General features: G+C 69.8%; 15 protein-coding genes and 1 riboswitch. Of the genes, 7 read left to right on the top strand and 8 right to left on the bottom strand.

Annotation, left to right across the window (positions count from 1 at the left end; all coding sequences use genetic code 11):
- Nucleotides 1-3: 3 nt before the first annotated feature.
- The 3 genes from QSJ95_RS16910 to QSJ95_RS16900 are packed head-to-tail and all read right to left on the bottom strand — an operon-like array spanning nt 4 to nt 3,570.
- Complete coding sequence (locus QSJ95_RS16910; RefSeq protein WP_285643954.1) at nt 4-909, bottom strand: ABC transporter substrate-binding protein; 906 nt, start codon at nt 907-909, stop codon at nt 4-6.
- A complete protein-coding gene (locus QSJ95_RS16905; RefSeq protein ID WP_058070112.1) occupies nt 906-1,613 on the bottom strand; it encodes a (2Fe-2S) ferredoxin domain-containing protein in 708 nt (235 codons plus the stop codon). Before QSJ95_RS16905 ends, QSJ95_RS16910 begins: the two co-directional genes overlap by 4 nt.
- 7 nt (nt 1,614-1,620) lie before the next feature.
- Complete coding sequence (locus QSJ95_RS16900) at nt 1,621-3,570, bottom strand: TonB-dependent receptor plug domain-containing protein (RefSeq protein WP_502945279.1); 1,950 nt, start codon at nt 3,568-3,570, stop codon at nt 1,621-1,623.
- Nucleotides 3,571-3,663: 93 nt separating this feature from the next.
- Nucleotides 3,664-3,869: riboswitch (cobalamin riboswitch) on the bottom strand.
- Between the two features lie 143 nt (nt 3,870-4,012).
- On the opposite strand from QSJ95_RS16900, the gene QSJ95_RS16895 reads away from it, so the two are divergent.
- Nucleotides 4,013-4,609, top strand: a complete 597-nt coding sequence (locus tag QSJ95_RS16895; RefSeq protein ID WP_009618955.1) for a LemA family protein — start codon at nt 4,013-4,015, stop codon at nt 4,607-4,609.
- 15 nt (nt 4,610-4,624) lie between these two features.
- Complete coding sequence (locus QSJ95_RS16890) at nt 4,625-6,583, top strand: M48 family metallopeptidase (protein ID WP_285643950.1); 1,959 nt, start codon at nt 4,625-4,627, stop codon at nt 6,581-6,583.
- 211 nt (nt 6,584-6,794) lie between these two features.
- On the opposite strand, the gene QSJ95_RS16885 is transcribed toward QSJ95_RS16890, so the two are convergent.
- The 3 genes from QSJ95_RS16885 to QSJ95_RS16875 all read right to left on the bottom strand — a co-directional run bounded on the left by QSJ95_RS16885 (nt 6,795) and on the right by QSJ95_RS16875 (nt 9,749).
- Nucleotides 6,795-8,177, bottom strand: a complete 1,383-nt coding sequence (locus QSJ95_RS16885; RefSeq protein ID WP_141766023.1) for an amino acid permease — start codon at nt 8,175-8,177, stop codon at nt 6,795-6,797.
- Between the two features lie 276 nt (nt 8,178-8,453).
- Nucleotides 8,454-9,131, bottom strand: coding sequence for a class I SAM-dependent methyltransferase (locus tag QSJ95_RS16880; RefSeq protein WP_285643946.1), 678 nt, complete (start codon nt 9,129-9,131; stop codon nt 8,454-8,456).
- Nucleotides 9,132-9,518: 387 nt separating this feature from the next.
- Entirely contained in the window at nt 9,519-9,749 is a 231-nt protein-coding gene (locus tag QSJ95_RS16875) for a hypothetical protein (RefSeq protein ID WP_009618948.1), read from the bottom strand.
- A 304-nt stretch (nt 9,750-10,053) separates the two neighbouring features.
- On the opposite strand from QSJ95_RS16875, the gene QSJ95_RS16870 reads away from it, so the two are divergent.
- On the top strand, nt 10,054-13,065 hold the full coding sequence (locus QSJ95_RS16870; protein ID WP_285644165.1) for a transglycosylase domain-containing protein: 3,012 nt from the start codon (nt 10,054-10,056) through the stop codon (nt 13,063-13,065).
- 144 nt (nt 13,066-13,209) lie between these two features.
- Nucleotides 13,210-16,563 (top strand): patatin-like phospholipase family protein, encoded by a 3,354-nt coding sequence (locus QSJ95_RS16865; protein WP_285643942.1) that lies wholly within the window; start codon nt 13,210-13,212, stop codon nt 16,561-16,563.
- 815 nt (nt 16,564-17,378) lie between these two features.
- Here QSJ95_RS16865 and QSJ95_RS16860 read toward each other — a convergent pair.
- Nucleotides 17,379-17,603, bottom strand: coding sequence for a VF530 family protein (locus QSJ95_RS16860; RefSeq protein ID WP_043315070.1), 225 nt, complete (start codon nt 17,601-17,603; stop codon nt 17,379-17,381).
- 235 nt (nt 17,604-17,838) lie between these two features.
- On the opposite strand from QSJ95_RS16860, the gene QSJ95_RS16855 reads away from it, so the two are divergent.
- On the top strand, nt 17,839-19,029 hold the full coding sequence (locus QSJ95_RS16855) for a sugar transporter (RefSeq protein WP_285643940.1): 1,191 nt from the start codon (nt 17,839-17,841) through the stop codon (nt 19,027-19,029).
- A gap of 51 nt (nt 19,030-19,080) precedes the next feature.
- Here the strand turns inward: QSJ95_RS16855 and putP are convergent, their stop codons facing one another.
- Nucleotides 19,081-20,598 carry a sodium/proline symporter PutP gene (gene putP / locus QSJ95_RS16850; RefSeq protein WP_009618943.1) on the bottom strand — a complete coding sequence of 506 codons (1,518 nt, stop codon included), beginning with the start codon at nt 20,596-20,598 and terminating at the stop codon, nt 19,081-19,083.
- 622 nt (nt 20,599-21,220) lie between these two features.
- On the opposite strand from putP, the gene QSJ95_RS16845 reads away from it, so the two are divergent.
- Entirely contained in the window at nt 21,221-23,266 is a 2,046-nt protein-coding gene (locus QSJ95_RS16845; protein WP_285643935.1) for a TonB-dependent receptor, read from the top strand.
- A gap of 224 nt (nt 23,267-23,490) precedes the next feature.
- On the top strand, nt 23,491-24,215 hold a 725-nt coding region (locus QSJ95_RS16840), incomplete at its 3' end, for an IS110 family RNA-guided transposase (RefSeq protein WP_285644163.1).

The following is a 24,215-nucleotide window of genomic DNA, read 5'->3' as shown; positions in this document are numbered from 1 at the left end:
GGCTCAGGGATACAGGGCCTCGGCCAGCGACCGCGCCGCGCGGCCGCTTTCCACGCCCGGCACCAACTGGCTGAACGGCAACGTCACGAAACGCCCTTCGCGCACCGCGCGCAGCCGCGAGAGCAGCGGGTGCGCGCGCAGGTAGCGGACCTTCTCCGCCGCCGGCGACCAGCGCGCATCGGCCAGCAGGATCACGTCCGGGTCGCCCGCGAGCAGCGTTTCGGGGCTGGCCGGGTAGCCGCGCAGCGCCACCGCCTCGAACAGGTTGCGCGCCCCGGCGGCGCGCAGCAGCTCGCTGACGAAGCCGCGCCCGCCCTGGCTGGCCAGGCCGGCGTCGCTGCTGTCGAGGTAGAACACCCGCAGCGGCGCGCGGCCGTCAGCCCTGGCGGCCGCCGCGCGCAGGTCGGCCTGCTGGGCGTCGATCAGCGCCTGGGCGCGCGCCTCGACGCCAAGCAGCCGGCCCAGGGTGCGCAGGTCGTCGCGCACGTTGCCGAAGCCATTTCCCGTGCGCTGAGCACAGGCCGCCTCCAGCAGGTAGCTGGCGATCCCGGCGGCGGCCAGTTCGGCGCGCCCGCGCCCGGGGTAGAAGGCCGTGGCGAAGCCGCCCACCACCAGGTCCGGGCGCAACGCATAGAGCAGTTCGGTGGACGGATAGCGCGCCGACACCACGGGCACGCCGCGGTAGCGGTCGCCCTGCAACTGCGGCCCCGGGTCGTCCAGATAGGCCACGCCCGCCAGCCGCGCCCCGGCGCCCAGTTCCAGCAGCAGGTCGGCGGCGTGCTGGTTGAGCGCGAGGATGCGCTCGGGCGCCTTGGCCAGGTGCCAGGTCTCGCCGCAGTTGCGGTAGTCCTCGGCGGCCAGGGCCGACGCCGCCACCAACAGCCCCAGCAGCAGGGCGAAGCCTTTCATGGCGCCCCCTCGATCAGCAGTTCGGCCACCGGCTCGCCGCCCGCCAGGTGCTGCTCCACCACGCGCAGCACCTGGGCCTCGTCATGCACGCCGTACCAGCAGCGGTCCGGGTAGACGGTCAGCAGCGGCCCGCGGTTGCAGGGGAACTGGCAGCCAGTGCGGGTCAGCAGCACGCCTTCGGCGGTTTCGATCAGCTCGCGCCTGGCCAGTTCGCGGCGCAGCGACTTCCACAACGGCAAAGCGCCGCGGCGCACGCAGCGCGGGCCGGTGCAGAGGAACACCTGGCGCTTGTGCGGCGGCGGCGCCGACCAGTCCGGTTGTTCCGGCACCGGGCCGACGGCGCGACATTCCAACTGCTGGCGGCCGTCGTCGATGGCCGCGCCGACCAGCCGGGCGTCCAGGCCACGGCGGCCGAGGGCCGAGGCGGTCACCCGCGGGCACGGCGCCTGGGGAAAGTCGCCGGCCAGCTGCGCCACCTCGCCACGCAGCCAGTCGAGGTAGGCGCCATCGCTGGCCGGCTCCAGGTCCACCAGCAGCAGCGCCCTGCCCGCTCGCAGTTGCGCGCGGATGGCCGGCCACAGGGCATCGAAGCCGTCGCTGGTATCCACCAGCGTCACGGCACGGTGGGTTGCCGCCAGCTCGGCGCGCAAGGCCTCACCCTGGGCGCCCGCGAGGGGGCCGACGATCAGCAGCGCCTGGTCCATGGCCACCTCAGAAGCTGAAGGTGTAGCGCAGCTCGGCGGTGCGCGGGCGGCCGAGGTTGTCCACCTGGCGGATGCCGTTGGTGGTGCGGCTGGTGGCGTAGTCGCGGTCCAGCAGGTTCTCCAGCAGCAGGCTCAGGCGGTGGCGGCGGGCGCCGTCGAGGTAGCGGTAGGCGTCGCCGTCGAGCACCCTGTAGTGGCCGTAGTCGTCGCTCTGGGGGCTGACGATGGAGCCGACGTAGCGCAGCGCCATGCCGAAGCCCCACGGGGCCTGGTCGTAGCCCAGGCGGGTGCGGGCGAAGAAGTGCGGGATGTTGTTCACGGTCACGCCCTCGCGGGTGTCCACCAGGTTGCGGGTGGCGTCGGCGTCCAGCTGCCAGTGCTCGCCCAGCCGCCACTGGCCGTTGGCCTCGATGCCGCGCACCTCGATCTCGCCGTCGCCGTTCACCCACTGGTCGCCGGCCAGGGTGATGAGGTCCTTGATCTCGCGGCGGAACAGGGTGACGCTGCCGCTCCAGGGCTGGCCGAACAGCGCGCCGCTGTAGTCCAGGCCGAGCTCGGCGTTGCGGCTGCGCTCGGGCTTGAGGTCACGGTTGCCGATCTCGCTGCCCGGCTCGTTGACGAACAGCTGCTCGGCGTTGGGCAACTTGAAGGCGGTGCCCAGCTGGCCGCGCAGCTTGAGCTGGTCGCTGAGGTCGTAGAGCGAGGTGAGCATCCACACGGTGGCGCCCTCGCCACCGCTCATTTCCTCGCGGCGCACTCCCAGGCTGGGGTGCCAGTTCGGCAGCAGGTCCAGCTGCGGGCGCAACTGCGCGTACAGGGCGTGGGACTCGGCCTTGTCGTTGTCGATGATCAGCACGTCGTCCTGGCCCTTGTACCACTGGTTGTCGCTGCCGAAGACCAGCTCGTGGCCGCCGGCCAGGCGCGCCTTGCCCTCCAGCTGCGCGCCCCAGTCGGTAAAGCCCCAGTAGTCGTTGTGGTTGAGCGTGCGGGTGCCGCCGCCGGCGAGGTTGTAGATGCGCGTGTAGCGGGTGTCCCAGTCGTTCAGGTGGGCCTTGGCGAACCAGCTGAAGTCGTCGTTCAGGCGCTGCTCGAAGGTCGCCGTGGCGATCTGCTGGATGCGGTCGTTGCTGGTGTGGTGGTTGTCCGCCGGGCGGGCGAAGTCCAGGTCGGCGTCGGCGTACTGGTAGAACAGCTCCAGGCGCGAGCTGTCGCCGAAAGCCTGGATGGCCTTGGCGCCGAACACGTTGACGTCGTAGGAGCGGCGCTTGTCGCTGACGGTGGCGGTCATGTCCTGTTCGCGGAACGGCTTGTAGCCGTCGGAGCGGTTGTGGCTGACGTAGGCCAGCAGGCCGAGGTCGCCCAGGCCGTTCTCCAGCACCTTCTCCACCCGCGCATCGCCGTTGCGCCCGCGGAAGCTGTCCAGGCCCAGGTTGACCTCGCCGGAAGCCTCGCGGCTGCGCGCGCTGCGGGTGACGATGTTGATCACCCCGGACACCGCCTGGGTGCCGAACAGCAGGCCCTGGCCGCCCTTGAGCACCTCGATGCGCTCCACCGCGGTGGTCGGCAGGGTGTCCAGGTAGAGGCCGCCGTACAGGCGGTTGTTCAGGCGCACGCCGTCGAGCAGGATCAGGGTGTCGTCGTTGCGCCCGCCCAGCAGCGAGTAGGTGCCGTAGTCGAAGGGGCCGTTCTTCGGCGCCACGAACAGGCCCGGCACGTACATCTGCAGCACGCGGGTGATGTCGGCGCTGGGGCCGGCGCGCTCGATCTGCTCGCGCTCGATGACTTCGAGCTTGCTGCCGTAGCGGGCCATCTCGGCGACGGTGGTGGACTCCACCGAAGGGGCGCTGACGATTTCATCGCGCAGGCCCAGGGGCTCGGCGTTCAGGCAGGGGCTCAGGCACAGGCCCGCCAGCCACAGGGCGCGCCGGGACAGGGGTTGGGAAAGGGGGAATTGCAAGGTGATCGCCTCGAAACGGGAATTTCGCAGGCGGCGCAGCGAGTCCCGGCGCGAGCGCGTCCGGAATCCGGCTCACGCCCGCCCACCGCGGGTTTGCCAACAACGCTCCAGGCCGGTCTCCGGGCTTGCGAGGGTTCTGGAGCATCCGCCTTCCCATGCCTGAGCACAGTGGCCTCGTGGATGCCCCGCTCGCTTACCGTTGCGGGGGCAGCGCCGGACTGATCGCCAAGGGCGACGCACCGGCTTCCCGTTTCACCTCACGCACGGCGGCGTGAGGCACCTGGAACGGCCCGCATCTGACCATTGGTGCGACGGGGCGTCAAGGGCAGCCCTTTACAGCATGCTTCCGCTTCCGGGCACAGCCCGTGATGCCTTTCCTTCCGCCGTGGAAGCTTTCCGCTATCATCGGCGGACCTTTCCCGACACCCGAAAAGGACCTCCCATGTCGGTTTCCTCCCTGGTCACCCTGCTCGTCCTCGCCGTGCTGTTCTTCGGCGTCATCGCCATCTACAACCGCCTGGTGAACCTGCGCGCCCGCTACCGCAACGCCTTCGCGCAGATCGAGGTGCAGCTCAAACGGCGCTACGACCTGATCCCCAACCTGGTGGAAACCGCCAAGGCCTACCTCAAGCACGAACGGGAAACCCTGGAGGCGGTGATCGCCGCGCGCAATGCCGCGGTGGCCGGGCTCAAGGCCGCCGCCAGCCAACCCGGCGCCGCCGCCGGCCTGGCCCAGCTGGCCAGCGCCGAGGGCGCCCTGGGCGGCGCGCTGGGGCGGCTCAACGTGACCATGGAGGCCTACCCGGACCTCAAGGCCTCGCAGAACCTGCAGCAGCTCACCGAGGAGCTGTCGAGCACCGAGAATAAGGTCGCCTTCGCCCGCCAGGCCTACAACGACGCGGTGATGGAGTACAACGCCTACCGCCAGTCGTTCCCCGCCGTGGTGCTGGCGGCGAATTTCGGTCACAAGGCCGAGGTCGCGCAGCTGGAGTTCGCCGACAGCAAACAGATCCAGGACGCACCCAAGATCGCCTTCTGACGGGCGGTGCGCGCGATGAACTTCTTCCAGCACCAGGACCGCGCCCGCCGCCAGACCGGCCGGCTGATCCTGCTCCTGGCCGCGGCGGTGGCCTGCCTGGTGACGCTCACCAGCCTGGTCCTGGGCTGGCTCTGGCGCCACATCGGCGAGCCCGCCAGCCACTGGACCTCGCCGCAGCGCCTGCCCGACCTCGAACTCTACCTGTGGGTGGCGCTGGTGGTGGTCGGCGTGGTGGTGGTCGGCGCCTGGTACAAGCACCGCCAGCTGCGCCTGGGCGGCCGCGCCGTGGCCGAGCGCCTGGGCGGCCGGCTGATCAACCTGGACGCCCGCGACGCCGATGAGCGCCGGGTGCTCAACGTGGTCGAGGAAATGGCCATCGCCTCGGGCACCCCGGTGCCGCCGGTGTACCTGCTGGAGGACAGCGGCATCAACGCCTTCGCCGCCGGCCTGACGCCGCGCGACGCGGTCATCGGCGTCACCCGCGGGACCATCGCCCTGCTCAGCCGCGACGAGCTGCAGGGGGTGATCGCCCACGAGTTCAGCCACATCCACCACGGCGACATGCGCCTGAACACCCGCCTGGTGGCGCTGCTGCACGGCATCCTGCTGCTGGGCCTGATCGGCGAGACCATGGTCCGCGGCCTGTGGGACAGCCACCGCGCCGACGACGTGGCGCGCATCCGCATGCAGCGCAGCAACGCCGGCAATGACAGCGGCTCCGGCTCGGCCCTGGGCTTCATCGCGCTGGCCTTCGTCGCCGGCCTGTGCCTGTGGGGGCTGGGCTCGGTCGGGACCTTCTTCGGCAGCCTGATCAAGGCCGCGGTGAACCGCCAGCGCGAATATCTCGCCGACGCCTCCGCCGTGCAGTTCACCCGCAACCCGGCCAGCATCGCCGGGGCGCTGAAGAAGGTCGGCGGCTACGGCTCGCTGCTCGGCGCCCTGCACCGCGCCGAGTTCAGCCACCTGTACTTCAGCGACGGCCTGGCCAACCACTGGTTCGGCCTGGCCACCCACCCGCCGCTGGAGGCGCGCATCCGCCGCATCGAGCCGGGCTGGGACGGCCTCTACTCGAAGCTGGAGCCGCGCCTGGACACCCCGCTGGTGGACCGCGAGACCTGGAACGCCGCCCTGCGCGGCTACCCCTCGGGCGCTGCATTGGCGTCGGTCGAGGCCATCGGCGAGCCGGCCGGGGCGCACCTGGCGGAAGCGCGGCACACCCTGCAGCGGCTGGATGAAAGCCTGCGGACGGCGGCGCACAAGGTCGATGGCGCGCAGGCCTTGGTCTACGGCCTGTTGCTGGACGCCGAAGCGCTGGCCCGCGCCCAGCAATTGCAACTGCTCAAGCCGCGCCTGGAGCTGGGCGTGGCCTTCCAGTTCGACCGCCTGGAGGAGCACCTGCACGCCCTCGATCCGGGCCAGCGCCTGCCTCTGCTGGACCTGGCCATGCCGGCGCTTAAGCAGCTGGACGCCACCCAGGTGACGAGCCTGCTGGGTAACATGGCGCTGCTGATCAAGGCTGACCGCCGGGTGAAGCTGCTGGAGTGGACGCTGCTGCGCATCGTCGAACGCAACCTGCGCCCGGCCCCGGCGCGCATCGGCAACCTGCCGCTGGCCGAACTGGGCGACGAGGCGGCGGTCCTGCTGGCCTTCCTCGCCGGCGTCGACGGAGCCGAAGCGGCCCATGCCGAACAGGCCTTCGCCCAGGCCTGGGCCACCCTGCCCTTCGCCATGCGGCAGCCGCCGCAGGCCGGCACCCTGCGCGACCTGGAAGCGGCGCTGCGGCGCCTGGCGCAACTGCGCCCATTGCAGAAACCGCAGCTGCTCAAGGCCATGGTCCGCTGCGGCGAATACGACGGGCGCATCAGCGTGGCCGAGGCGGAACTGCTGCGCGCGGTGGCCGACATCCTCGACTGCCCGATGCCGCCGTTGTTGGCGGATACGGCTTTTCGTAGGAGCGGATCTTATCCGCGATAGCCGGAGGTTCCGGCGCGATTCGCGGATAAGATCCGCTCCTACGCTGCCCCACCCGCGCCATTCCCATGTAGGAGCGCGCCCTGCGCGCGATTTCGCGGGCAGGGCCCGCTCCTACAGTTGTCGTGAGGCATGGAGTTTCCTCTCCGTCCGCGATTCGCCACACAAAAGAAAAGGGCCTCCGAAGAGGCCCTTTGTCATTTCGCCATCAGGCTCACGCGCCGCTGGCGACCGCGCCCCGCTCGCCTTTCGGCGCCAGGTCGAACACGCGGTACAGCACCACCAGCAGGACCAGGAAGGCCGGGCCGATGTAGAGGGCGATGCGGGTGTCCTCGAAGAACGCCATCAGCGCCACCACCAGCACCAGGAAGGCCATGGCCAGGTAGGAGCTCAGCGGGTACAGCCACATCTTGAACTGCAGCTTGCCGGCCTCGGCCGGGCTCAGGCCGCGGCGGAACTTCAGCTGCGCCAGCAGGATCATGGCCCAGGTCCAGATGGCGCCGAAGGTGGCGATGGAGGTCACCCAGGTGAACACCTTCTCCGGCACCAGGTAGTTCAGCAGCACGCCGAACAGCAGCGCGACTATGGACAGGATCAGCGCATTGCGCGGCACGCCGCCCTTGGAGGTCTTGGCGAAGACCGCCGGCGCCTGGCCGTGCTGGGCCAGGCTGTAGAGCATGCGCCCGGTGCTGAAGATGCCGCCGTTGCAGGAAGACAGCGCGGCGGTGATCACCACGAAGTTGATGATGCCGGCGGCGGTCTTGATGCCCAGGCGCTCGAAGGTCATCACGAAGGGGCTGCCCTGGGTGCCGATCTCGCTCCACGGGTAGATCGACATGATCACGAACAGCGCGCCGACGTAGAACAGCAGGATGCGCCAGAACACCGAGTTGATCGCACCCGGGATGGTCTTCTGCGGGTTCTTCGCCTCGCCGGCGGTGAGGCCGATCATCTCCACGCCCAGGTAGGCGAACATCACCATCTGCAGCGACATCAGCACGCCGGTGATGCCATGGGGCATGAAGCCGCCGTTGCTCCACAGGTTGGAAATGCCGGTAGCCACGCCGCCGTTGCCCAGGCCGAAGACGATCATGCCGCCGCCCACCAGGATCAGCGCGAGGATGGTGACGACCTTGATCAGGGCGAACCAGAACTCGAACTCGCCGAAGGCGCGCACCGCGATCAGGTTGATGGTGCCCATGCTCGCCAGGGCCGCCAGGGCCCAGATCCAGCGCGGCACCTCGGGGAACCAGATGCCCATGTAGATGGCCACCGCGGTGATCTCGGCGACGCAGGTCACCAGCCACAGGAACCAATAGTTCCAGCCGGTCAGGTAGCCGGCCAGCGGGCCGAGATAGTCCTGGGCGTAGCGGGCGAAGGAGCCGGCCACGGGGTTGTGCACGGCCATTTCGCCGAGGGCGCGCATGATGACCAGGATGGCCAGGCCGCCGATGATGTAGGAGAGCATGATGGCCGGGCCGGCCATCTGGATGGCCTTGGCGGAGCCGAGGAACAGGCCGACGCCGATGCAGGCGCCGAGGGCCATGAGACGGATGTGCCGCTCGTTGAGATCCCGTTGGAGATCGTGGGACGACATGATGGTGCAACCTCGATTTTGTTGTTGGGTATATCAGCGGCGACTCGAAGCGCAATCGGGATGAGGAAGGCCCGCGACGGAAAAAGCGCCGCCACCGCGCCGGTGGGCACGGGGAGGATTCGTCTGGGGCCTTCCGGGACTGCACACCGGAAGAGGCTGCCCGCCCTTGTGGAGCGGACGTGGGCATTGCGGGAGTGAACCACTGAGGTCGCCGCGGAGTGTTGCACAAGATTGCCGGGGCGTCTGCCCCCTTATGGTGCGAACGAGACCAAAGGCTTACCCGGCCGGCGCGGCCACCAGCAGCAGCGAGCAGGCCACGCCGGTATCCGGCCGCCGCGGCTCGCGCAGCGCCAGCAGACGCCAGCCGCTGGCGTGCAGCAGGGCCAGCCAGGATTCGAAGGTGCGGAAGTACCAGGGCATGGGCTCGCGGAACTCGTCGCCGAAGGCGCTGAAGGTCTCCAGGCGCCAGCCGTCCTCGTAGGGCTCGTCGCCGCAGGCGCTCCAGGGGTGCAGGGTCTGGATCAGCAGCCGCCCGCCCGGCGCCAGGCGCTGCTGCAGGCCGCGCAGCAGGGGCGCGAGGTCCTCGTCGAACAGGGCGAAGTTGCACACCAGCGCGTCGAACCGCCCCAGGTGCGCCCCGGCCTCGCCCACCAGCTCGGCCTGGCTCAGCACCTCGTACTGCCCTTCGCCGGCCTGGCGCGCGGCCTTGATCAGCGCTGGCGAGGCGTCGATGCCCACCACTTCGCAACCCCGGGCCTCCAGCACCCGGCACAGCCAGCCTTCGCCGCAGCCGATGTCCAGCACACGATGCGGCGAATCTTCCAGCACGGCGCGGACGATGGCCTCGTCGGTGGCCAGGCGGCGGCTGTCGATGCGTTGCTCGCGCACCACGCGGGTCCAGGCGCTGGCGTTGCTGTCCCAGCTGTGGCGGATGCGGGTGGGGTTGTCGGGCATGGTGGGGGTCCGCTGTGGGGAATGGCGCCTTTAATTCTAGGCAACGGCTTTTCGTAGGAGCGAGCTTGCTCGCGAAGGGTGTTCTGCTGGTGGCTACGGTGCTTTCGATGGACTCCGTACCCTCTCCCCAGCCCTCGGCTGCGCGCCCCGCCCTGAAGGGAGAGGGGGCTAGTCCGTGCCGAGAGAAAGGGGTGGTTCCAGCCGGAAACTTTCGGTGCTGCCGGCTAACTCCAGAGCCCCCGTTTCTGCCCAACGGTCCCCTCTCCCTTCAGGGAGAGGGTTAGGGAGAGGGCGCTCTTCGGGACCTGCACCGCAGCTATCGGGAAACTCCATTCGCGAGCAAGAACTAGGCGTCCCCCTCGCTCCTACAAAAGAAAAGCCCGCCCCTCACAACCCCTTCGGCACCGCCAGCCCCTTGGTCGAGGGCCCGCTCTTCAACGGCTGCCGGCACCCCGCATCGCCGAACGGCCCGGACAGCCGCGTCCAGCCCTCCCCCGGCGAGGTCTGGCTGCAGGTCAGGTGGCCGTCCACGCGGCTCTGCCACAGGTAGAACGGCATGGGCGCGGCATGGGCGCTCAGGCTGGCGATCAACGGCAGGAACAGCAGGAACAGGCGCATCGGGTCGTTTTCCAGGTCACTCGTCGGGCATTGTCGCGGCTTGGGCCGGACGAAGGCACGACATTCAGCAGAATTTTCCCCGCCTACTACGCTCAAAGAAAGGGGAGGCCGCTGGCACGGGGGCTTTCGCGGCACCGGGATGGGTGCCGGTCGTCACGTCGGCGGAGACCGCTTACTCAGGCTTTCGCAAGCATGGGCAGGTCGTGATATGGCGCATACGGAGCATACCGGTCAACTGCATTCTCAACCGGGCGTGCCGGAGCCTGGCTTTTCCCCGAAAAAACCCAGCCACCACCGCTTCCTGCTGCTGTTCCTGTTCGTCCTGCCACTGCTGGCGGCGATGGGCGCGGCGCTGCTCTACGAGGCGCATACCTCCAAGCTGCAGGCCCGCGAGCTGGCGCGCCTGGCCGGCGAGCTGACCTGGCAGGTCGGCGCCGGTTCCAGCGACCAGGTGGTCTACCCGAAGGACGGCCCCTTCGACCGCCGCCTGGGCTACCTGCAACTGCCGGACTTCCTGCAGCGCCTGCACGACCGCGACTTCGTCACCCTCGACCAGGCGCGCTTCTCCCCTGCCCTGCTGCAATACGCCGGCTACGGCATGTTCCCGCCCTACGCCGAGAAGGCCCAGGCCGGCGTCGACATCAGCGACTGCCGCGGCCTGCCGATCTACAACTTCCGCTACCCGCAGCGGCTCTACGCCAGCTACGACGCCATCGCCCCGCTGATCGTGCAGAGCCTGCTGTACATCGAGAACCGCGACCTGCTCGACGCCAGCCGCCCCTACCTCAACCCGGCCATCGACTGGAGCCGCTTCACCCAGGCCGCCGTGGCCCAGGCCGGGCGCCTGGTCGGCATGGGCAACCACGCCCCCGGCGGCAGCACCCTGGCCACGCAGATCGAGAAGTACCGCCACTCGGTGGACGGGCGCACCAATTCCATCCGCGACAAGCTGCGGCAGATGGCCTCGGCCAGCGTGCGCGCCTACCAGGGCGGCGCCGAGAACCTGCCGGCGCGGCGCAACGTGGTGCTCACCTACCTCAACTCGGTGCCGCTCTCGGCGCAGCCGGGCTACGGCGAGGTCAGCGGCCTGCCCGACGGTCTGTGGATCTGGTACGGCGCCGACTACCAGCAGGTCAACCGCCTGCTCTCCGCCCCCGTCGGCCAGGGCGCCGAGCTCGAGGCCCAGGGCCGGGCGCTGCGCCAGGTGGTGTCGCTGATGATCGCCCACCGCCGCCCGTCCTATTACCTGGCGCGCGGGCGCAAGCCGCTGGGCGAGCTGACCGACAGCTACCTGCGCCTGCTGGCCCAGGCCGGGGTGATCGAGGCGCCGCTGCGCGATGCCGCCCTGGCCCAGCGCCTGGAGTTCCGCGACCCGCAGAACCAGCCGACGGTGCAGCCGCTGGAGCCGAACAAGGGCGTGAGCCTGGCCCGCACCCGCCTGGCGGGGATGCTCAACGTGCCGCTGTATGACCTGGACCGCCTCGACCTGAGCTTCAGCACCACCCTGCAGGACGAGTTGCAGAACAAGGTCAGCGCCTACCTCAAGCAACTGGCCGATCCGGACTTCGCCTCGCAGATCGGCCTGTTCGGCGAGCACCTGCTGTCCAAGGACAAGACCGCCGACGTGCGCTACAGCTTCGTGCTGTTCGAGCGCACCGCCGACGGCAACCGCGTGCGCGTGCAGACCGACAGCACCGACCAGCCCTTCGACATCAACGAGGGCAGCAAGCTGGAGCTGGGTTCCACCGCCAAGCTGCGGGTGCTGTCCAACTACCTGGAGCGCATCGCCGACCAGTACCGCGCCTACAACGGCAAGCCCGCCGCCGAGCTGCGCAAGGTGCCGGTGGAGCCGCTGGACTTCATCAGCCGCTGGTCCATCGACTACCTGATCGCCAACCCCAACGCCGACCTCTCGGCCATGCTCGCCGCGGCCATGCAGCGCAAGTACTCGGCCAGCCCCTACGAGAGCTTCTTCACCGGCGGCGGCGTGCACACCTTCTCCAACTTCCGCAAGGAAGACAACGGGCGCATCCCCACCCTGCTCGAAGCGCTGCGCGAATCCATCAACCTGCCCTTCGTGCGCCTGCTGCGCGACCTGGTGCGCCACGACATGTACCAGAAGGACGGCAACAAGCTGACCGTGCTGCAGGACGACAAGGACCCGCGCCGCCAGCTGTACCTGGACCGCTTCGTCGACCAGGAGAGCCGCGTCTACCTGCTGCGCTTCTGGCAGAAGTACCGCGGGCAGAACGCCGACGAGCGCCTGGACACCTTCCTCGACGGCCTGCGCCCGTGGCCGGTGCGCCTGGCGGCGATCCACCGCTACCTGCAGCCCCAGGCCGACCAGGCGACCTTCGCCGCCTTCCTCCAGGACCGCCTGAAGCAGAGCCACTACACCGGCGAGAAGCTCACCGACAAGCGCATCGCCGACCTCTACAAGCGCTACGGCCCCGGCGCCTTCGACCTCAACGACCAGGGCTACGTGGCCCGCGTGCACCCGCTGGAGCTGTGGCTGCTCGGCTACCTGCAGCGCCAGCCGCAAGCCAGCTTCGCCGACGCGGTGGCCGCCAGCAACGCCGAGCGCAAGCAGGTCTACGGCTGGCTGTACAAGTCACGCTACAAGGCCGCCCGCGACAAGCGCATCCGCATCATGCTGGAGGTGGAGGCCTTCCTCGACATCCACCAGCAGTGGAAGCAGCTGGGCTACCCCTTCGACCACCTGGTGCCCTCGCTGGCCACCGCCCTGGGCAGCTCCGGCGACCGCCCGGCGGCGCTGGCCGAGCTGATGGGCATCATCCTCAACGACGGCATCCGCCTGCCCACCCTGCGCATCGACAGCCTGCACTTCGCCGCCGGCACGCCCTACGAGGTGAGCCTGGCGCCGCAGGCCAACGTCGGCACCCGGGTGATGACCTCGGAGGTGGCCAGCACCCTGCGCGACTCGCTGTCCCAGGTGGTCGACCAGGGCACCGCGCGGCGCCTGTCCGGCAGCTTCCGCCGCGACGACGGCAGCCCGCTGGTGATGGGCGGCAAGACCGGCACCGGCGACAACCGCATCGAAAGCTTCACCCGCGGCGGGGCGGTGAAAAGCTCGCGCTCGCTGAACCGCACCGCGACCTTCGTGTTCTACCTCGGCCCGCGGCACTTCGGCACCCTCACCGCCTACGTGGCCGGCAGCGCATCGAGCAACTTCAAGTTCACCTCGGCGCTGCCGGTGCAGGTGCTCAAGGGCATGGCGCCGATGCTGCAGCACTACCTGGAGCCGGGCACCGAGTGCCACGCGCCCCAGGACACCCTGCGGGTGAGCTGGCTATGAGGCCGCGCGCCGCCGCGGCCTGAACCCGGGAAAGGCCAGGGAAGCACGGCGCCAAGGGTTCGGCGCCGGGAGGTCCGGCCGGCCGTCAGCATGACCTGGCGCGGCGCCCCTTGCCGCGCGGGTCCGGAGCCGGAGGGCACCGCTATGCCGCGCCGCCATGGGAACCTCAGGGACCAGGAACAGGCGCTGCTGCGCCAGCGCCGCGCCCAGGCCGGCATCGACGTGCCGAGCGACTTCAGCTGGGGCCTGGCCCTCTCCGGCGGCGGCGTGCGCAGCGCCACCTTCAACTTCGGCCTGCTGCGGGCGCTGGCGAAGAACCACGTGCTCAAACGCTTCGACTACCTGTCCACGGTGTCCGGCGGCGGCTACGTCGGCGCCATGCTCGGCCGCCTGTACGGCCCCGCCCAGGGCGCCCGCGAGGTGGAGAACGGCCTGGCGGCGGACGACTCGCTGCTGCTCTGGTGGCTGCGCAACAACGGCCGCTACCTGGCCCCGGCCGGCGGCCGCGACCTGCTGATGGCCGGCGCCTCGATGCTCCGTGGCTTCATGGCCACCCAGCTGGAGATCGGCATCCTGCTGCTGTGCATCGGCATGCTCACGGTGCTGCCCCACGTGTTGCTGGCGCTGCTGGGCACGCCGCCGGTGTTCCTCGGCAACCTCTGGTCGCTGTGGTTCCTCGTCGTGCCGCTGTTATTGCTGGCCGCCGGCGCGCTGTGCTGGGCCTACTGGTTCAGCCGCGACCGCCAGGACCACGCCCTGCGCGACCTGCTCTCGGTGCTGCTGGCCCTGCTCGCCGCGCTGGCCCTGGCGGTGCAGGGCCTGTGGCCGCAGTTGCAGAGCGACATCGAGCTGGGTCCGCGGCTGCTGGCCTACGCCGTTCTGGTCGGCGCCCTGCTGATCGCCCCGCTGGGCTGGCTGCTGCGCCTGCCGCTGCGCGCCTGCCCGCCGGAACAGCAGCGCCTGCGCTTGACCCACTGGCTGGGCTGGGTGCTGCTGGGCGGCGCCGGGGTGTTGCTGCTGGGCGTCTGTGAGGCGGTCACCTGGCACTTGGTCGTGCGCCTGCGCGAGAGCGGCAACTTCACCCTCATTTCCTCCAGCGTGCTGGGCTCCACGGGCCTTGCCGTGGTGCTGCTGCGCGCCCTGCTGCCGACGCTGCTGGAGCGCCTGCGCCAGCAGGGCCTGCCCAGCGCCTACGGCAGCCAGCTGGCCAACCTGCTGGGCCTGGCCCTGCTGGCGTTCCTGCTGCTGGCCTGGCTGACGCTGCTGCAGGCCTTCCTCTACCTGGGCGGCAACCTGCTCAGCCCCGGCGCCGCCATGCAGCCCTGGCTGCCGCTGCTGTACTGGGCCCTGGTGCTGGCCGCGCTGGGCTTCTACATCGGTATCAGCGGCGCCAACCTCACCCAGCTGAACCTCGCCTCGCTGCACTACTTCTACCGCTCGCGCCTGGCCCGCACCTACGTCGCGGTGGCCAACCACGGCGGCCCCGAGGCGCGCTTTCCGGCCTCGCTGCTGGTGCCGGCCGAGCGCCAACTGATCGAGGGCATCGAGTCGCTGCGGGAGATACTGCCCGGCGACGACGTGGCCCTGGCCGACTACCAGCCGCACGCCTACGGCGGGCCGCTGCACCTGATCAACTGCTGCATCAACCAGACCCTCGACGACCGCACCCACAGCTACAACGCCGACCGCAAGGGCGTGGCCCTGACCGTCAGCGCCCTGGGCGTGGAGACCGGCACCCACGGCCCGCGGCCGCCCCAGGGCATGGAGCGCAGCAGCCTGGCGCAATGGGCGACTATCTCCGGCGCCGCGCTGAGCACCGGCATGGGCTCGCGCACCAGCGCCGGGCTGGCCGCGCTGGTGTTCATGACCGGCCTGCGCCTGGGCTTCTGGCTGCCCAACCCGACGCGCGCCGCCGAGACCGGCTGGCGCGCGCGCCTGGCCAAGTACCTGGCCACCCGCGCCGAGATGCTCGCCCAGTTCCCCGGCCTGCGCGCGCCCTTCTGGTACCTGTCCGACGGCGGCCACTTCGACAACAGCGGCGTCTACGCCCTGCTCAAGCGCGAGGTCGACCTGATCGTCGCCAGCGACTGCGGCGCCGACCCGCGCTACCTGTTCGAGGACCTGGAGAACCTGGTGCGCAAGGCCAAGATCGACTACGACGCCGACATCGAATTCATCGACCCGGCCAGCCTGGCGCGGGTCTCCGCCGGCGACGCGCGCACCCTGCTGTTCGGCACCCCGGAGTCCATCTCGCCGGATTGCGGCCGCGAATACCTGCTGCTGGCGCGCATCACCTACGCCAGCCACAGGCGCGGCACCCTGCTGGTGGTCAAGCCGCACCGCTGCGATTCGCCGCAGCTGGAACTGCCCTTCGACCTGGTGGGCTACGCCGACCGCAACCCGGCCTTCCCGCAGCAGGGCACCGACGACCAGTTCTTCGACGAAAGCCAGTGGGAGGCCTACCACCAGCTGGGTCTGGCGCTGGGCTCGGTGCTCAGCCGCGACTTCCTCCAGCGCCTGCCGGGCTGGGCCGACCTGGCCAGCATCGTCACCCTCACCGCAGTCGGCCAGCCGGCCCCGGCCAACGGCCCGAACCGCCGCCAGCGCATAGCCCAGAACGTGCGCACCACCCTCGGCGTGGGCCTTTCCGCCAGCCTGGTGGTGGCACTCTGGCAGGGCCTGGAGCAGTACCGCGGCAACATCGCCGACAGCGAGTCGAAGTACGCCAGCCAGCTGGAGGCCATCGCCGACCTCTACGCCAAGGGCAACAAGGTCAGCGACGCCCTGCGCACGCGCATCGGCCACCTGGAGAACTTCGCCAGCCGCAACGGCCTGTCGGTGGAGTTCGCCAGCGACATGCGCACCCTGTTCGAGCGCGCCAGCGCGGCCTGCGCCAATGGCACCGAGTCGGCCGACTGCAACTACCTGCGCCAGCTCACCAGCGACCCGCACCCCAACAGCCCGGTGCAGCAATACTGGTTCGGCTTCACCCCGCTGCCGGAAGACAACCCGGCGCTGGCCAGCGCCCCGCCTCCGCCACCGCCACCGCCAGCCGCGGCGCCGGCATCACCGCCTGTCAGCGCCGAGATGGTGCCACCGCCCGCCGTCACGGCCAGCGCCGCGCCTGCGCCCGAAGCAGAGCCGGTGGCCAACCCCTGCATGCGCGAAGGCAGGCGGCCGGTGGTGCTCTACACGCAGATCTACTCGGCCGACGAGCAACGCACGGCGCGGGACTTCCTCAAGCTGCTGGAAGGCAGCGGGATCAGCACCCCGGGCATCGAGAACGTGGTCAGCGCCGCCGCCCGCCGCGGCTCGCCGCCGCCCCTGCCCTGGCCGCGGCCGACCTTCATCTACCACGCCCGCCGCGACGGCGAATGCGCCCGCTGGCTGGCGCAGAAGTTCAGCGACAAGGCCGTGGCCCTGCCGCTGGCCGCCAGCCTGCAGGCCTCGCCCGGGGTCATCGAGTTCTGGCTGCCGGCGCAGGCGAAGCCCAATTGAGGTGACGCCGAAGTGCTCGCTCCTACGAGAAGCCATGTGCACCGGTATGGTCCGCGATAGCCGGGAGGTATCGGCGCGATTCGCGGATGAGATCCGCTCCTACGCCACGCCATTCCCCTGCAGGAGCGCGCCCTGCGCGCGAATCGCGGGCAAGGCCCGCGGGAGGCACGGTATCCCCCCGTAGGAGCGGACCTTGTCCGCGATAGCCGGACGTCCCGGCGCGATTCGCGGATGAGATCCGCCTACGCCGCCCCACCCACACCATTCCAATGTAGGAGCGCGCCCTGCGCGCGAAATCGCGGGCAGGGCCCGCTCCTACAGGTCGCCGGGAGGCACGGTATCCGCCCCCCGTAGGAGCGGACCTTGTCCGCGATAGCCGGACACCCCGGCGCGATTCGCGGATGAGATCCGCTCCTACGCCGCCCCACCCGCGCCATTCCCCTGTAGGAGCGCGCCCTGCGCGCGAAATCGCGGGCAGGGCCCGCGGGAGGCACGGTATCCCCCCCGTAGGAGCGGACCTTGTCCGCGATAGCCGGACGCCCCGGCGCGATTCGCGGATGAGATCCGCGCCTACGCCGCCCCACCCGCGCCATTCCCCTGTAGGAGCGCGCCCTGCGCGCGAATCGCGGGCAAGGCCCGCGGGAGGCACGGTATCCCCCGTAGGAGCGGACCTTGTCCGCGATAGCCGGACACCCCGGCGCGATTCGCGGATGAGATCCGCTTACGCCACGCCATTCCCCTGTAGGAGCGCGCCCTGCGCGCGATTTCGCGGGCAGGGCCCGCGCCTACAGGTCGCCGGGGGCCGGGCCATCCGCTCAACCTTTCCCACGCACCATCTGCACGTAGAGCTTCTCCACCTGCTCCCGCGCCCAGGGCGTGCGGCGCAGGAAGGTCAGGCTGGACTTGATGCTGGGCTCGCTCTTGAAGCAACGGATGTCGATGCGCTTGGCCAACCCCTCCCAGCCGTACTGCTCCAGCAGGCGTTCGAGGATGGTCTGCAGGGTCATGCCGTGCAGCGGGTCCTTGGGTTTCTCGCTCATGGTCGGGCTTCGTCGTCGGTGCGTAAGTGCGCGCACCTTAGCAGCAAGGCGCCAGGCGCGCAGCCCAGGCGCAGACAGGTGCCCGGCGCGCGGCGTAGAATGGCCGCCGCGACTGCCGCAGCCCCCCATACCAACAACGATTCCTCTTCGCCCGCCAGCACCCGGCCCTTCGCCGCCGGGGCCCCGCGCGTGGCCGGGGGACTCGGCCTGAGCCCCACCCTCACTCAGGATTCCCATGCACACCGCGCAAGACACCCGCACCGGCAGCTGGCTGAACGTCATCGCCCTGGCCATCGCCGCCTTCATCTTCAACACCACCGAGTTCGTCCCGGTGGGCCTGCTCAGCGACATCGGCCGCAGCTTCGACATGCGCCCGGAACAGGCCGGGCTGATGCTCACCCTGTACGCCTGGGTGGTGTCGCTCACCTCGCTGCCGCTGATGCTGGCCACGCGCAACATGGAGCGGCGGCGCCTGCTGGTGGCGATCTTCTGCCTGTTCATCGGCAGCCACCTGCTTTCCGGCGTCGCCTGGAGCTTCACCACGCTGATGCTCAGCCGCTTCGGCATCGCCTTCGCCCATGCGGTGTTCTGGTCGATCACCGCATCCCTGGCGGTGCGCGTGGCGCCGCCGGGCCAGCAGGCGAAGGCCCTCGGCCTGCTGGCCACCGGGACCATCCTGGCGATGGTCCTGGGCATTCCCCTGGGCCGCGTGCTCGGCGAGGCCATGGGCTGGCGCGCGACCTTCCTGGCCATCGCCGGCGTCTCGCTGGTGGTGGTGCTCTGGCTGGCCCGCGCGCTGCCGCTGCTGCCCAGCCAGAATTCCGGCTCGCTGCGCAGCCTGCCGCTGTTGCTGCGGCGCCCGGCGCTGGTGTCGCTGTACGTGCTCACCGTGCTGGTGATCACCGCGCAGTTCACCGCCTACAGCTACATCGAGCCCTTCGCCCGCGAGGTGGCCGCCCTGGACAGCCAGCGCACCACCCTGCTGCTCCTGCTGTTCGGCGGCGCCGGGCTGTTCGGCTCGATCCTCTTCAGCCGCTACAGCGAGCGCTTCCCGCGCGGCTTCCCGTGCCTGACCATCGCCGTGCTCGGCAGCTGCCTGCTGCTGCTCCTGCCACTGGCCCACGAGCCCCTGGCGCTGCTCGGCCTGAGCCTGTTCTGGGGCGCCGCCATCCTGTGCTTCGGCCTGGCCCTGCAGGCCAAGGTGCTGCAACTGGCCCACGACGCCACCGACGTGGCCATGGCCATGTTCTCCGGGCTGTACAACGTCGGCATCGGCGGCGGCGCGCTGCTCGGCAGCCAGGTGGTCGGCGGCATCGGCCTGGCGCAGATCGGCAACGTCGGCGGCGCCCTGGCCATGGCCGGCCTGGCGCTGTGCCTGTTCGCCTGCTGGCGCTATGCCGAGGCACTGCGCAACGGGCACAAATGAAAAAGGCCGCGGCCCCTTGCGGGACCGCGGCCTTGGCTACCGCTCAGCGGATCAGCGGCCGGCGGCGGGAGCCGAGGCCGGCAGGTGGGCCTCGCCGTACTCCGCCTCGGCTTCGTCGAAGCGCTGCTGCATGGCCCTGGACGGGGCCGGGCCGAGCAGGCTGAAGACCACGATGGCGACGCTGGCGAACAGGAAGCCGGGGATGATCTCGTACAGGCCGAGCCAGCCGAACTGCTTCCAGACGATCACGGTCACCGCGCCGACCAGCATGCCGGCCAGGGCGCCGTTGCGGTTCATGCGCTTCCACAGCACCGAGAACAGCACCAGCGGGCCGAAGGCGGCGCCGAAGCCGGCCCAGGCGTAGGACACCAGGCCCAGCACGCGGTTTTCCGGGTTGGCCGCCAGGGCGATGGCGATCAGCGCCACCAGCAGCACCATGGCGCGGCCGACCCAGACCAGCTCCAGCTGGCTGGCGTTCTTGCGCAGGAAGGCCTTGTAGAAGTCTTCGGTCAGCGCCGAGGAGCACACCAGCAGCTGGCAGCTCAGGGTGCTCATCACCGCGGCGAGGATGGCCGACAGCAGCACGCCGGCGATCCACGGATTGAACAGGATCTTCGCCAGCTCGATGAAGATGCGCTCATGGTTCTCGGTGACCGCGCCGGCCTGCTCCGGGTTGGCCTGGAAGTAGGCGATGCCGAAGAAGCCCACGGCCACGGCGCCGCCCAGGCAGAGGATCATCCAGGTCATGGAGATGCGGCGCGCGGCCGGGATCGACTTGACCGAGTCGGCGGCCATGAAGCGCGCCAGGATGTGCGGCTGGCCGAAGTAGCCCAGGCCCCAGGCCATCAGCGAGATCACGCCGATGAAGGAGGCGCCCTTGAGCATGTCGAAGTTGGCCGCGTCCTTCAGCTCGATGGCGGCGAAGGTCGGCTCCACGCCACCGGTGGCGAACAGCACGATGATCGGGGTGAGGATCAGCGCGAAGATCATCAGCGAGGCCTGCACGGTGTCGGTCCAGCTCACCGCCAGGAAGCCGCCGACGAAAGTGTAGGCGATGGTCGCGGCGGCGCCGGCCCACAGGGCGGTCTCGTAGGACATGCCGAAGGTGCTTTCGAACAGGCGGGCGCCGGCGACGATGCCCGAGGCGCAGTAGATGGTGAAGAACACCAGGATCACCACGGCCGAGAGCACGCGCAGGATGCGGCTGTTGTCCTCGAAGCGGTTGGTGAAGTAGTCGGGGAGCGTCAGCGCGTTGCCGTTGTGCTCGGTGTGCACGCGCAGGCGCCCGGCGACGAACAGCCAGTTCAGGTAGGCGCCGACGATCAGGCCAATGGCGATCCAGCTTTCGGAGATGCCGGAGAGGTAGATCGCCCCCGGCAGGCCCATCAGCAACCAGCCGCTCATGTCCGAGGCGCCGGCCGACAGGGCCGTGACGAAGCTGCCGAGGCTGCGGCCGCCGAGGATGTAGTCGGAGAAGTTGTTGGTGGAACGGTAGGCGGCGAATCCGATCAGGACCATAGCCGCGATGTAGATCACGAACGTGACCAGTGTTGGCGTGTTGACGCTCATGGGGGCTCCCCTGAAGCTTGTTTTTATCCAGGCCCGGAGGGTAGCCCGGGCCCTTGCTCGTCGGGGCCGGCGCGGTTGGCGCCGGTCCCCCTGCCGTGCCCTTCGGCACGGCGGGGCGGCAGCGGCCCTGCGCAAGCTCCGCTACCACCCCTGTCGCCCCCCGTCGCGGTTGCACCACGCGGGCGGCTGATTCTTCGGCGCCCCCTCACCGTCCCGGGGCAGCCGTCGCCACATTGCCCGGCGCACGTCCGGGGACACGCGCGGGCGGCGGATTCTAGCGCAAGGAAAAGCCCTTGTTGCACCGAATCGCCGAACGGTTGCACTCAAGGTGCAACCCGGATGGGCGAATGGCGGAATCTAGTGGCACCCTGCCCCGGCATTCTTGCGAAAAGCTCTGGACTTGTTGCGAAAAACTCCAGGACACCCGCCCTGTGCAGCCAGCGGCTAGCACTTTCGGGTCTGAAAGCACTTGATTTTCAAACCACAGGGAATGTTATGTTATAACAACATAACTTAAAGCCGCCCCACCGAGCGGCCCGCCAAGCCCCTGCCTAGAGCCTTCGCACAGCCCGGATCGCCACGGGAGGGGCGCGTTCTGCCCGAAAAAACCAAGGAGCCCCCGATGTCCACGTCCCGCCCCCTGCCCCGCTGGCCACTCGCGCCGCTGACCCTCGCGCTGTTTGCCGTTCCCGCGCTCGCCGACACCCGCCCTGCCGAGCTGCAGCCCCAGGTGATCACCGCCAACCCGCTGGGTGAGGTGCAACCCGCCGCGCCCAGCAGCGTGCTGCAGGGCGACGACCTGACGCTGCGCCAGAAAGGCAGCCTGGGCGAGACCCTCGACGGCCTGCCGGGGGTGTCCTCCACCTGGTTCGGCCCCGGCGCCAGCCGGCCGATCATCCGCGGCATGGACGGCGACCGCATCCGCCTGCTGCGCAACGGCGTGGGCGCGCTGGATGCCTCGTCGCTGTCCTACGACCACGCGGTGCCGGAAGACCCCAACGTGGTCGAGCGCATCGAAGTGGTCCGCGGCCCGGCCGCCCTGCTCTACGGCGGCAACGCCATCGGCGGGGTGGTCAACAGCTTCGACAACCGCATCCCCAGCGAGCCGGTGGACGGTGTGCACGGCCGCGGCGAGCTGCGCTACGGCGGCGCCGACACCACCCGTAGCGCCGCCGGCGCGCTGGAAGCCGGCGACGGCAACTTCGCCCTGCACCTGGACGCCGGCTCCCGCGAGTTCAACGACCTGCGCATCCCCGGCTACGCCCATTCCAGGGCCCAGCGCGCGATCGATGGCGACGATTCGAAGCACCGCGTCGAGAACAGCGACGGCCGCCAGGACAGCGGCGCCATCGGCGGCAGCTACCACTGGGACCACGGCTACGCCGGCCTCTCCTACAGCGGCTATGACGGCAACTACGGCTCCCCCGCCGAGGAGGACGTGCGCCTGAAGATGCAGCAGGACCGCTACGCCTTCGCCTCGGAAATCCGCGACCTCGAAGGCCCGTTCAGCTCGGTGAAGCTGGACGCCGCCTACACCGAGTACCAGCACAAGGAGATCGAGGACGGCGAGACCGGCACCACCTTCAAGAACGACGGCTACGAGGCGCGCATCGAGGCCCGCCACAAGCCGCTGGGCCCGCTGCAGGGCGTGGTCGGCGCGCAGGTGGCCAACAGCCGCTTCTCGGCCCTGGGCGAAGAGGCCTTCGTGCCGCACACCGAAACCGACAGCGCGGCGCTGTTCTTCCTGGAGAACTGGCAAGCCACCGAGCGCCTGGCGCTGAGCTTCGGCGGCCGCGTCGAACACAGCCGCATCGACCCCGACGCCAAGGACAACGAGCGCTTCGCCGAGAACGACGGCAGCCGCAGCTTCACCGCCGGCAGCCTGTCCTCCGGCGCGGTGTACCAGCTGACGCCGATCTGGGCGCTGGCCGCCACCCTCAGCTACACCGAGCGCGCGCCGACCTTCTACGAGCTGTATGCCAACGGCCCCCACGCGGCCACCGGCACCTACGAGGTGGGCGACGCCGATGCGGACAAGGAAAAGGCGGTCTCCACCGACCTGGCCCTGCGCTTCGACAACGGCATCCACAAGGGCAGCGTCGGCGTGTTCTACAGCCGCTTCTCCAACTACATCGGCCTGCTCGCCAGCGGCCGCTACCGCGACGAGGAAGGCGAGGTGGTCGCCGCCGACAGCGACGAGGCCCTGCCGGAATACCTGTACAGCGGCGTGCGCGCGGACTTCTACGGCGTCGAGGCACAGGACCGCATCCACCTGCTGGAAAGCCCCTACGGCAACTTCGACCTGGAGCTGTCCGGCGACTACACCCGGGCGAAGAACCGCGACACCGGCCAGCCGCTGCCGCGCATCGCCCCGCTGCGCCTGAACAGCGCGCTGATCTGGGAACTGCAGCAATGGCAGGCACGCCTGGAAGTGGAACACGCCGCCTCGCAGCACCGCGTGCCGGACGAAGAACTCTCCACCGACGGCTACACCACCCTGGGCGCCAGCGTCGGCTACAGGTTCGACATGGGCGGCAGCCAGTGGCTGGCCTTCGTCAAGGGCGAGAACCTGACCAACCAGACGGTGCGCTACGCCAGCTCCATCCTGCGCGACAGCGTGCCGGCGGCGGGTCGGGGCATCGAGGCGGGGGTGAAGGTGGCGTTCTGATGGAGCGCGGCAAGGCGCTCTTCGTAGGATGGGTTGAGCGAAGCGATACCCATCGCCGGCCCTGCCGGCGCAATCGCGGATGAATCCGCTCCTACAGGGGAATGCCGTGCCTCACCGCGAACTGTAATTGGATGGACTCACCCTCACCGAGGCGTCGAGGCGCCACGGTGGCGGTCTAAGAAGCCACCGACAGTGAGGGTGAGTCCATGAAAAAGCATACGACGATGAATAAGCCGGTGTCTGCAACCGATGTATCGGTGTGCACGACAGTCGCCGTGGATCTGGCGAAAAAGGTCTTCCAGGTGGCGGGGGAAGACGCCCAGGGTCAACTGGCGTACGAACAGCGAATCAAGTCGCGTGAAGCGTTTCAGGTGTTTCTGCAGAAGCTGCCGGAGGGCGTGACGGTGCTGATGGAGACCGGCCCTGGAGCACAAGCCTGGGCCCGGCTGCTGCAGGCGCAGGGCAACCCGGTGCGTATCCTGCCGGCCCAGCGGGTGGCCGAGCACCGGAGCGGAGCGAAGAATGATCGCAATGATGCCCACGCCATTCTGCGGGCGGGCCGGGATAGCAGTATTGCGTCGGTGCCGGTGAAGAGCGTCGCGGCACTGGCGATGCAGGCCTGGCACCGTGTCCGGCGGGGCTATGTGCGGCGGCGCACCGCCATGGGTAATCAGATCCGTGGGCTGCTGCTGGAGCAGGGTATCGCCCTGGCGCAGGGGGATGTGGGCTTGAAGCAAGGTGTCACCCGGGTGCTGGAAGACGCCCGCCAGCCGTTGCCGGCGCTGCTGCGCGAGCTGATCGACGAGATGCTGAAGGAATGGCAACGGCTGGGCGAGCGTATCGCCGCGCTGACCGGGCGTCTGGAAGCCTGTGCCGCCGCCGACCCGACAGCCAAACGGCTGATGACGGTACGTGGTATCGGTCCGATCACGGCTACGGCCTTGCTGGC

Source organism: Pseudomonas sp. NBRC 100443 (genome assembly GCF_030268185.1).
Taxonomy (GTDB): Bacteria; Pseudomonadota; Gammaproteobacteria; order Pseudomonadales; family Pseudomonadaceae; genus Pseudomonas; species Pseudomonas citronellolis.
The sequence above is the reverse complement of the archived record's forward strand: the minus strand, read 5'-3'. Positions and strand labels throughout refer to the sequence as shown.

Bases quoted from the DNA above. Each gene is read 5' to 3' on its own strand.
- QSJ95_RS16910 (WP_285643954.1), bottom strand. From the start codon at position 909: ATGAAAGGCTTCGCCCTGCTGCTGGGGCTGTTGGTGGCGGCGTCGGCC.
- QSJ95_RS16905 (WP_058070112.1), bottom strand. From the start codon at position 1,613: ATGGACCAGGCGCTGCTGATCGTCGGCCCCCTCGCGGGCGCCCAGGGT.
- QSJ95_RS16895 (WP_009618955.1), top strand. From the start codon at position 4,013: ATGTCGGTTTCCTCCCTGGTCACCCTGCTCGTCCTCGCCGTGCTGTTC.
- QSJ95_RS16890 (WP_285643950.1), top strand. From the start codon at position 4,625: ATGAACTTCTTCCAGCACCAGGACCGCGCCCGCCGCCAGACCGGCCGG.
- QSJ95_RS16885 (WP_141766023.1), bottom strand. From the start codon at position 8,177: ATGTCGTCCCACGATCTCCAACGGGATCTCAACGAGCGGCACATCCGT.
- QSJ95_RS16880 (WP_285643946.1), bottom strand. From the start codon at position 9,131: ATGCCCGACAACCCCACCCGCATCCGCCACAGCTGGGACAGCAACGCC.
- QSJ95_RS16875 (WP_009618948.1), bottom strand. From the start codon at position 9,749: ATGCGCCTGTTCCTGCTGTTCCTGCCGTTGATCGCCAGCCTGAGCGCC.
- QSJ95_RS16865 (WP_285643942.1), top strand. From the start codon at position 13,210: ATGCCGCGCCGCCATGGGAACCTCAGGGACCAGGAACAGGCGCTGCTG.
- QSJ95_RS16860 (WP_043315070.1), bottom strand. From the start codon at position 17,603: ATGAGCGAGAAACCCAAGGACCCGCTGCACGGCATGACCCTGCAGACC.
- QSJ95_RS16855 (WP_285643940.1), top strand. From the start codon at position 17,839: ATGCACACCGCGCAAGACACCCGCACCGGCAGCTGGCTGAACGTCATC.
- putP (WP_009618943.1), bottom strand. From the start codon at position 20,598: ATGAGCGTCAACACGCCAACACTGGTCACGTTCGTGATCTACATCGCG.
- QSJ95_RS16845 (WP_285643935.1), top strand. From the start codon at position 21,221: ATGTCCACGTCCCGCCCCCTGCCCCGCTGGCCACTCGCGCCGCTGACC.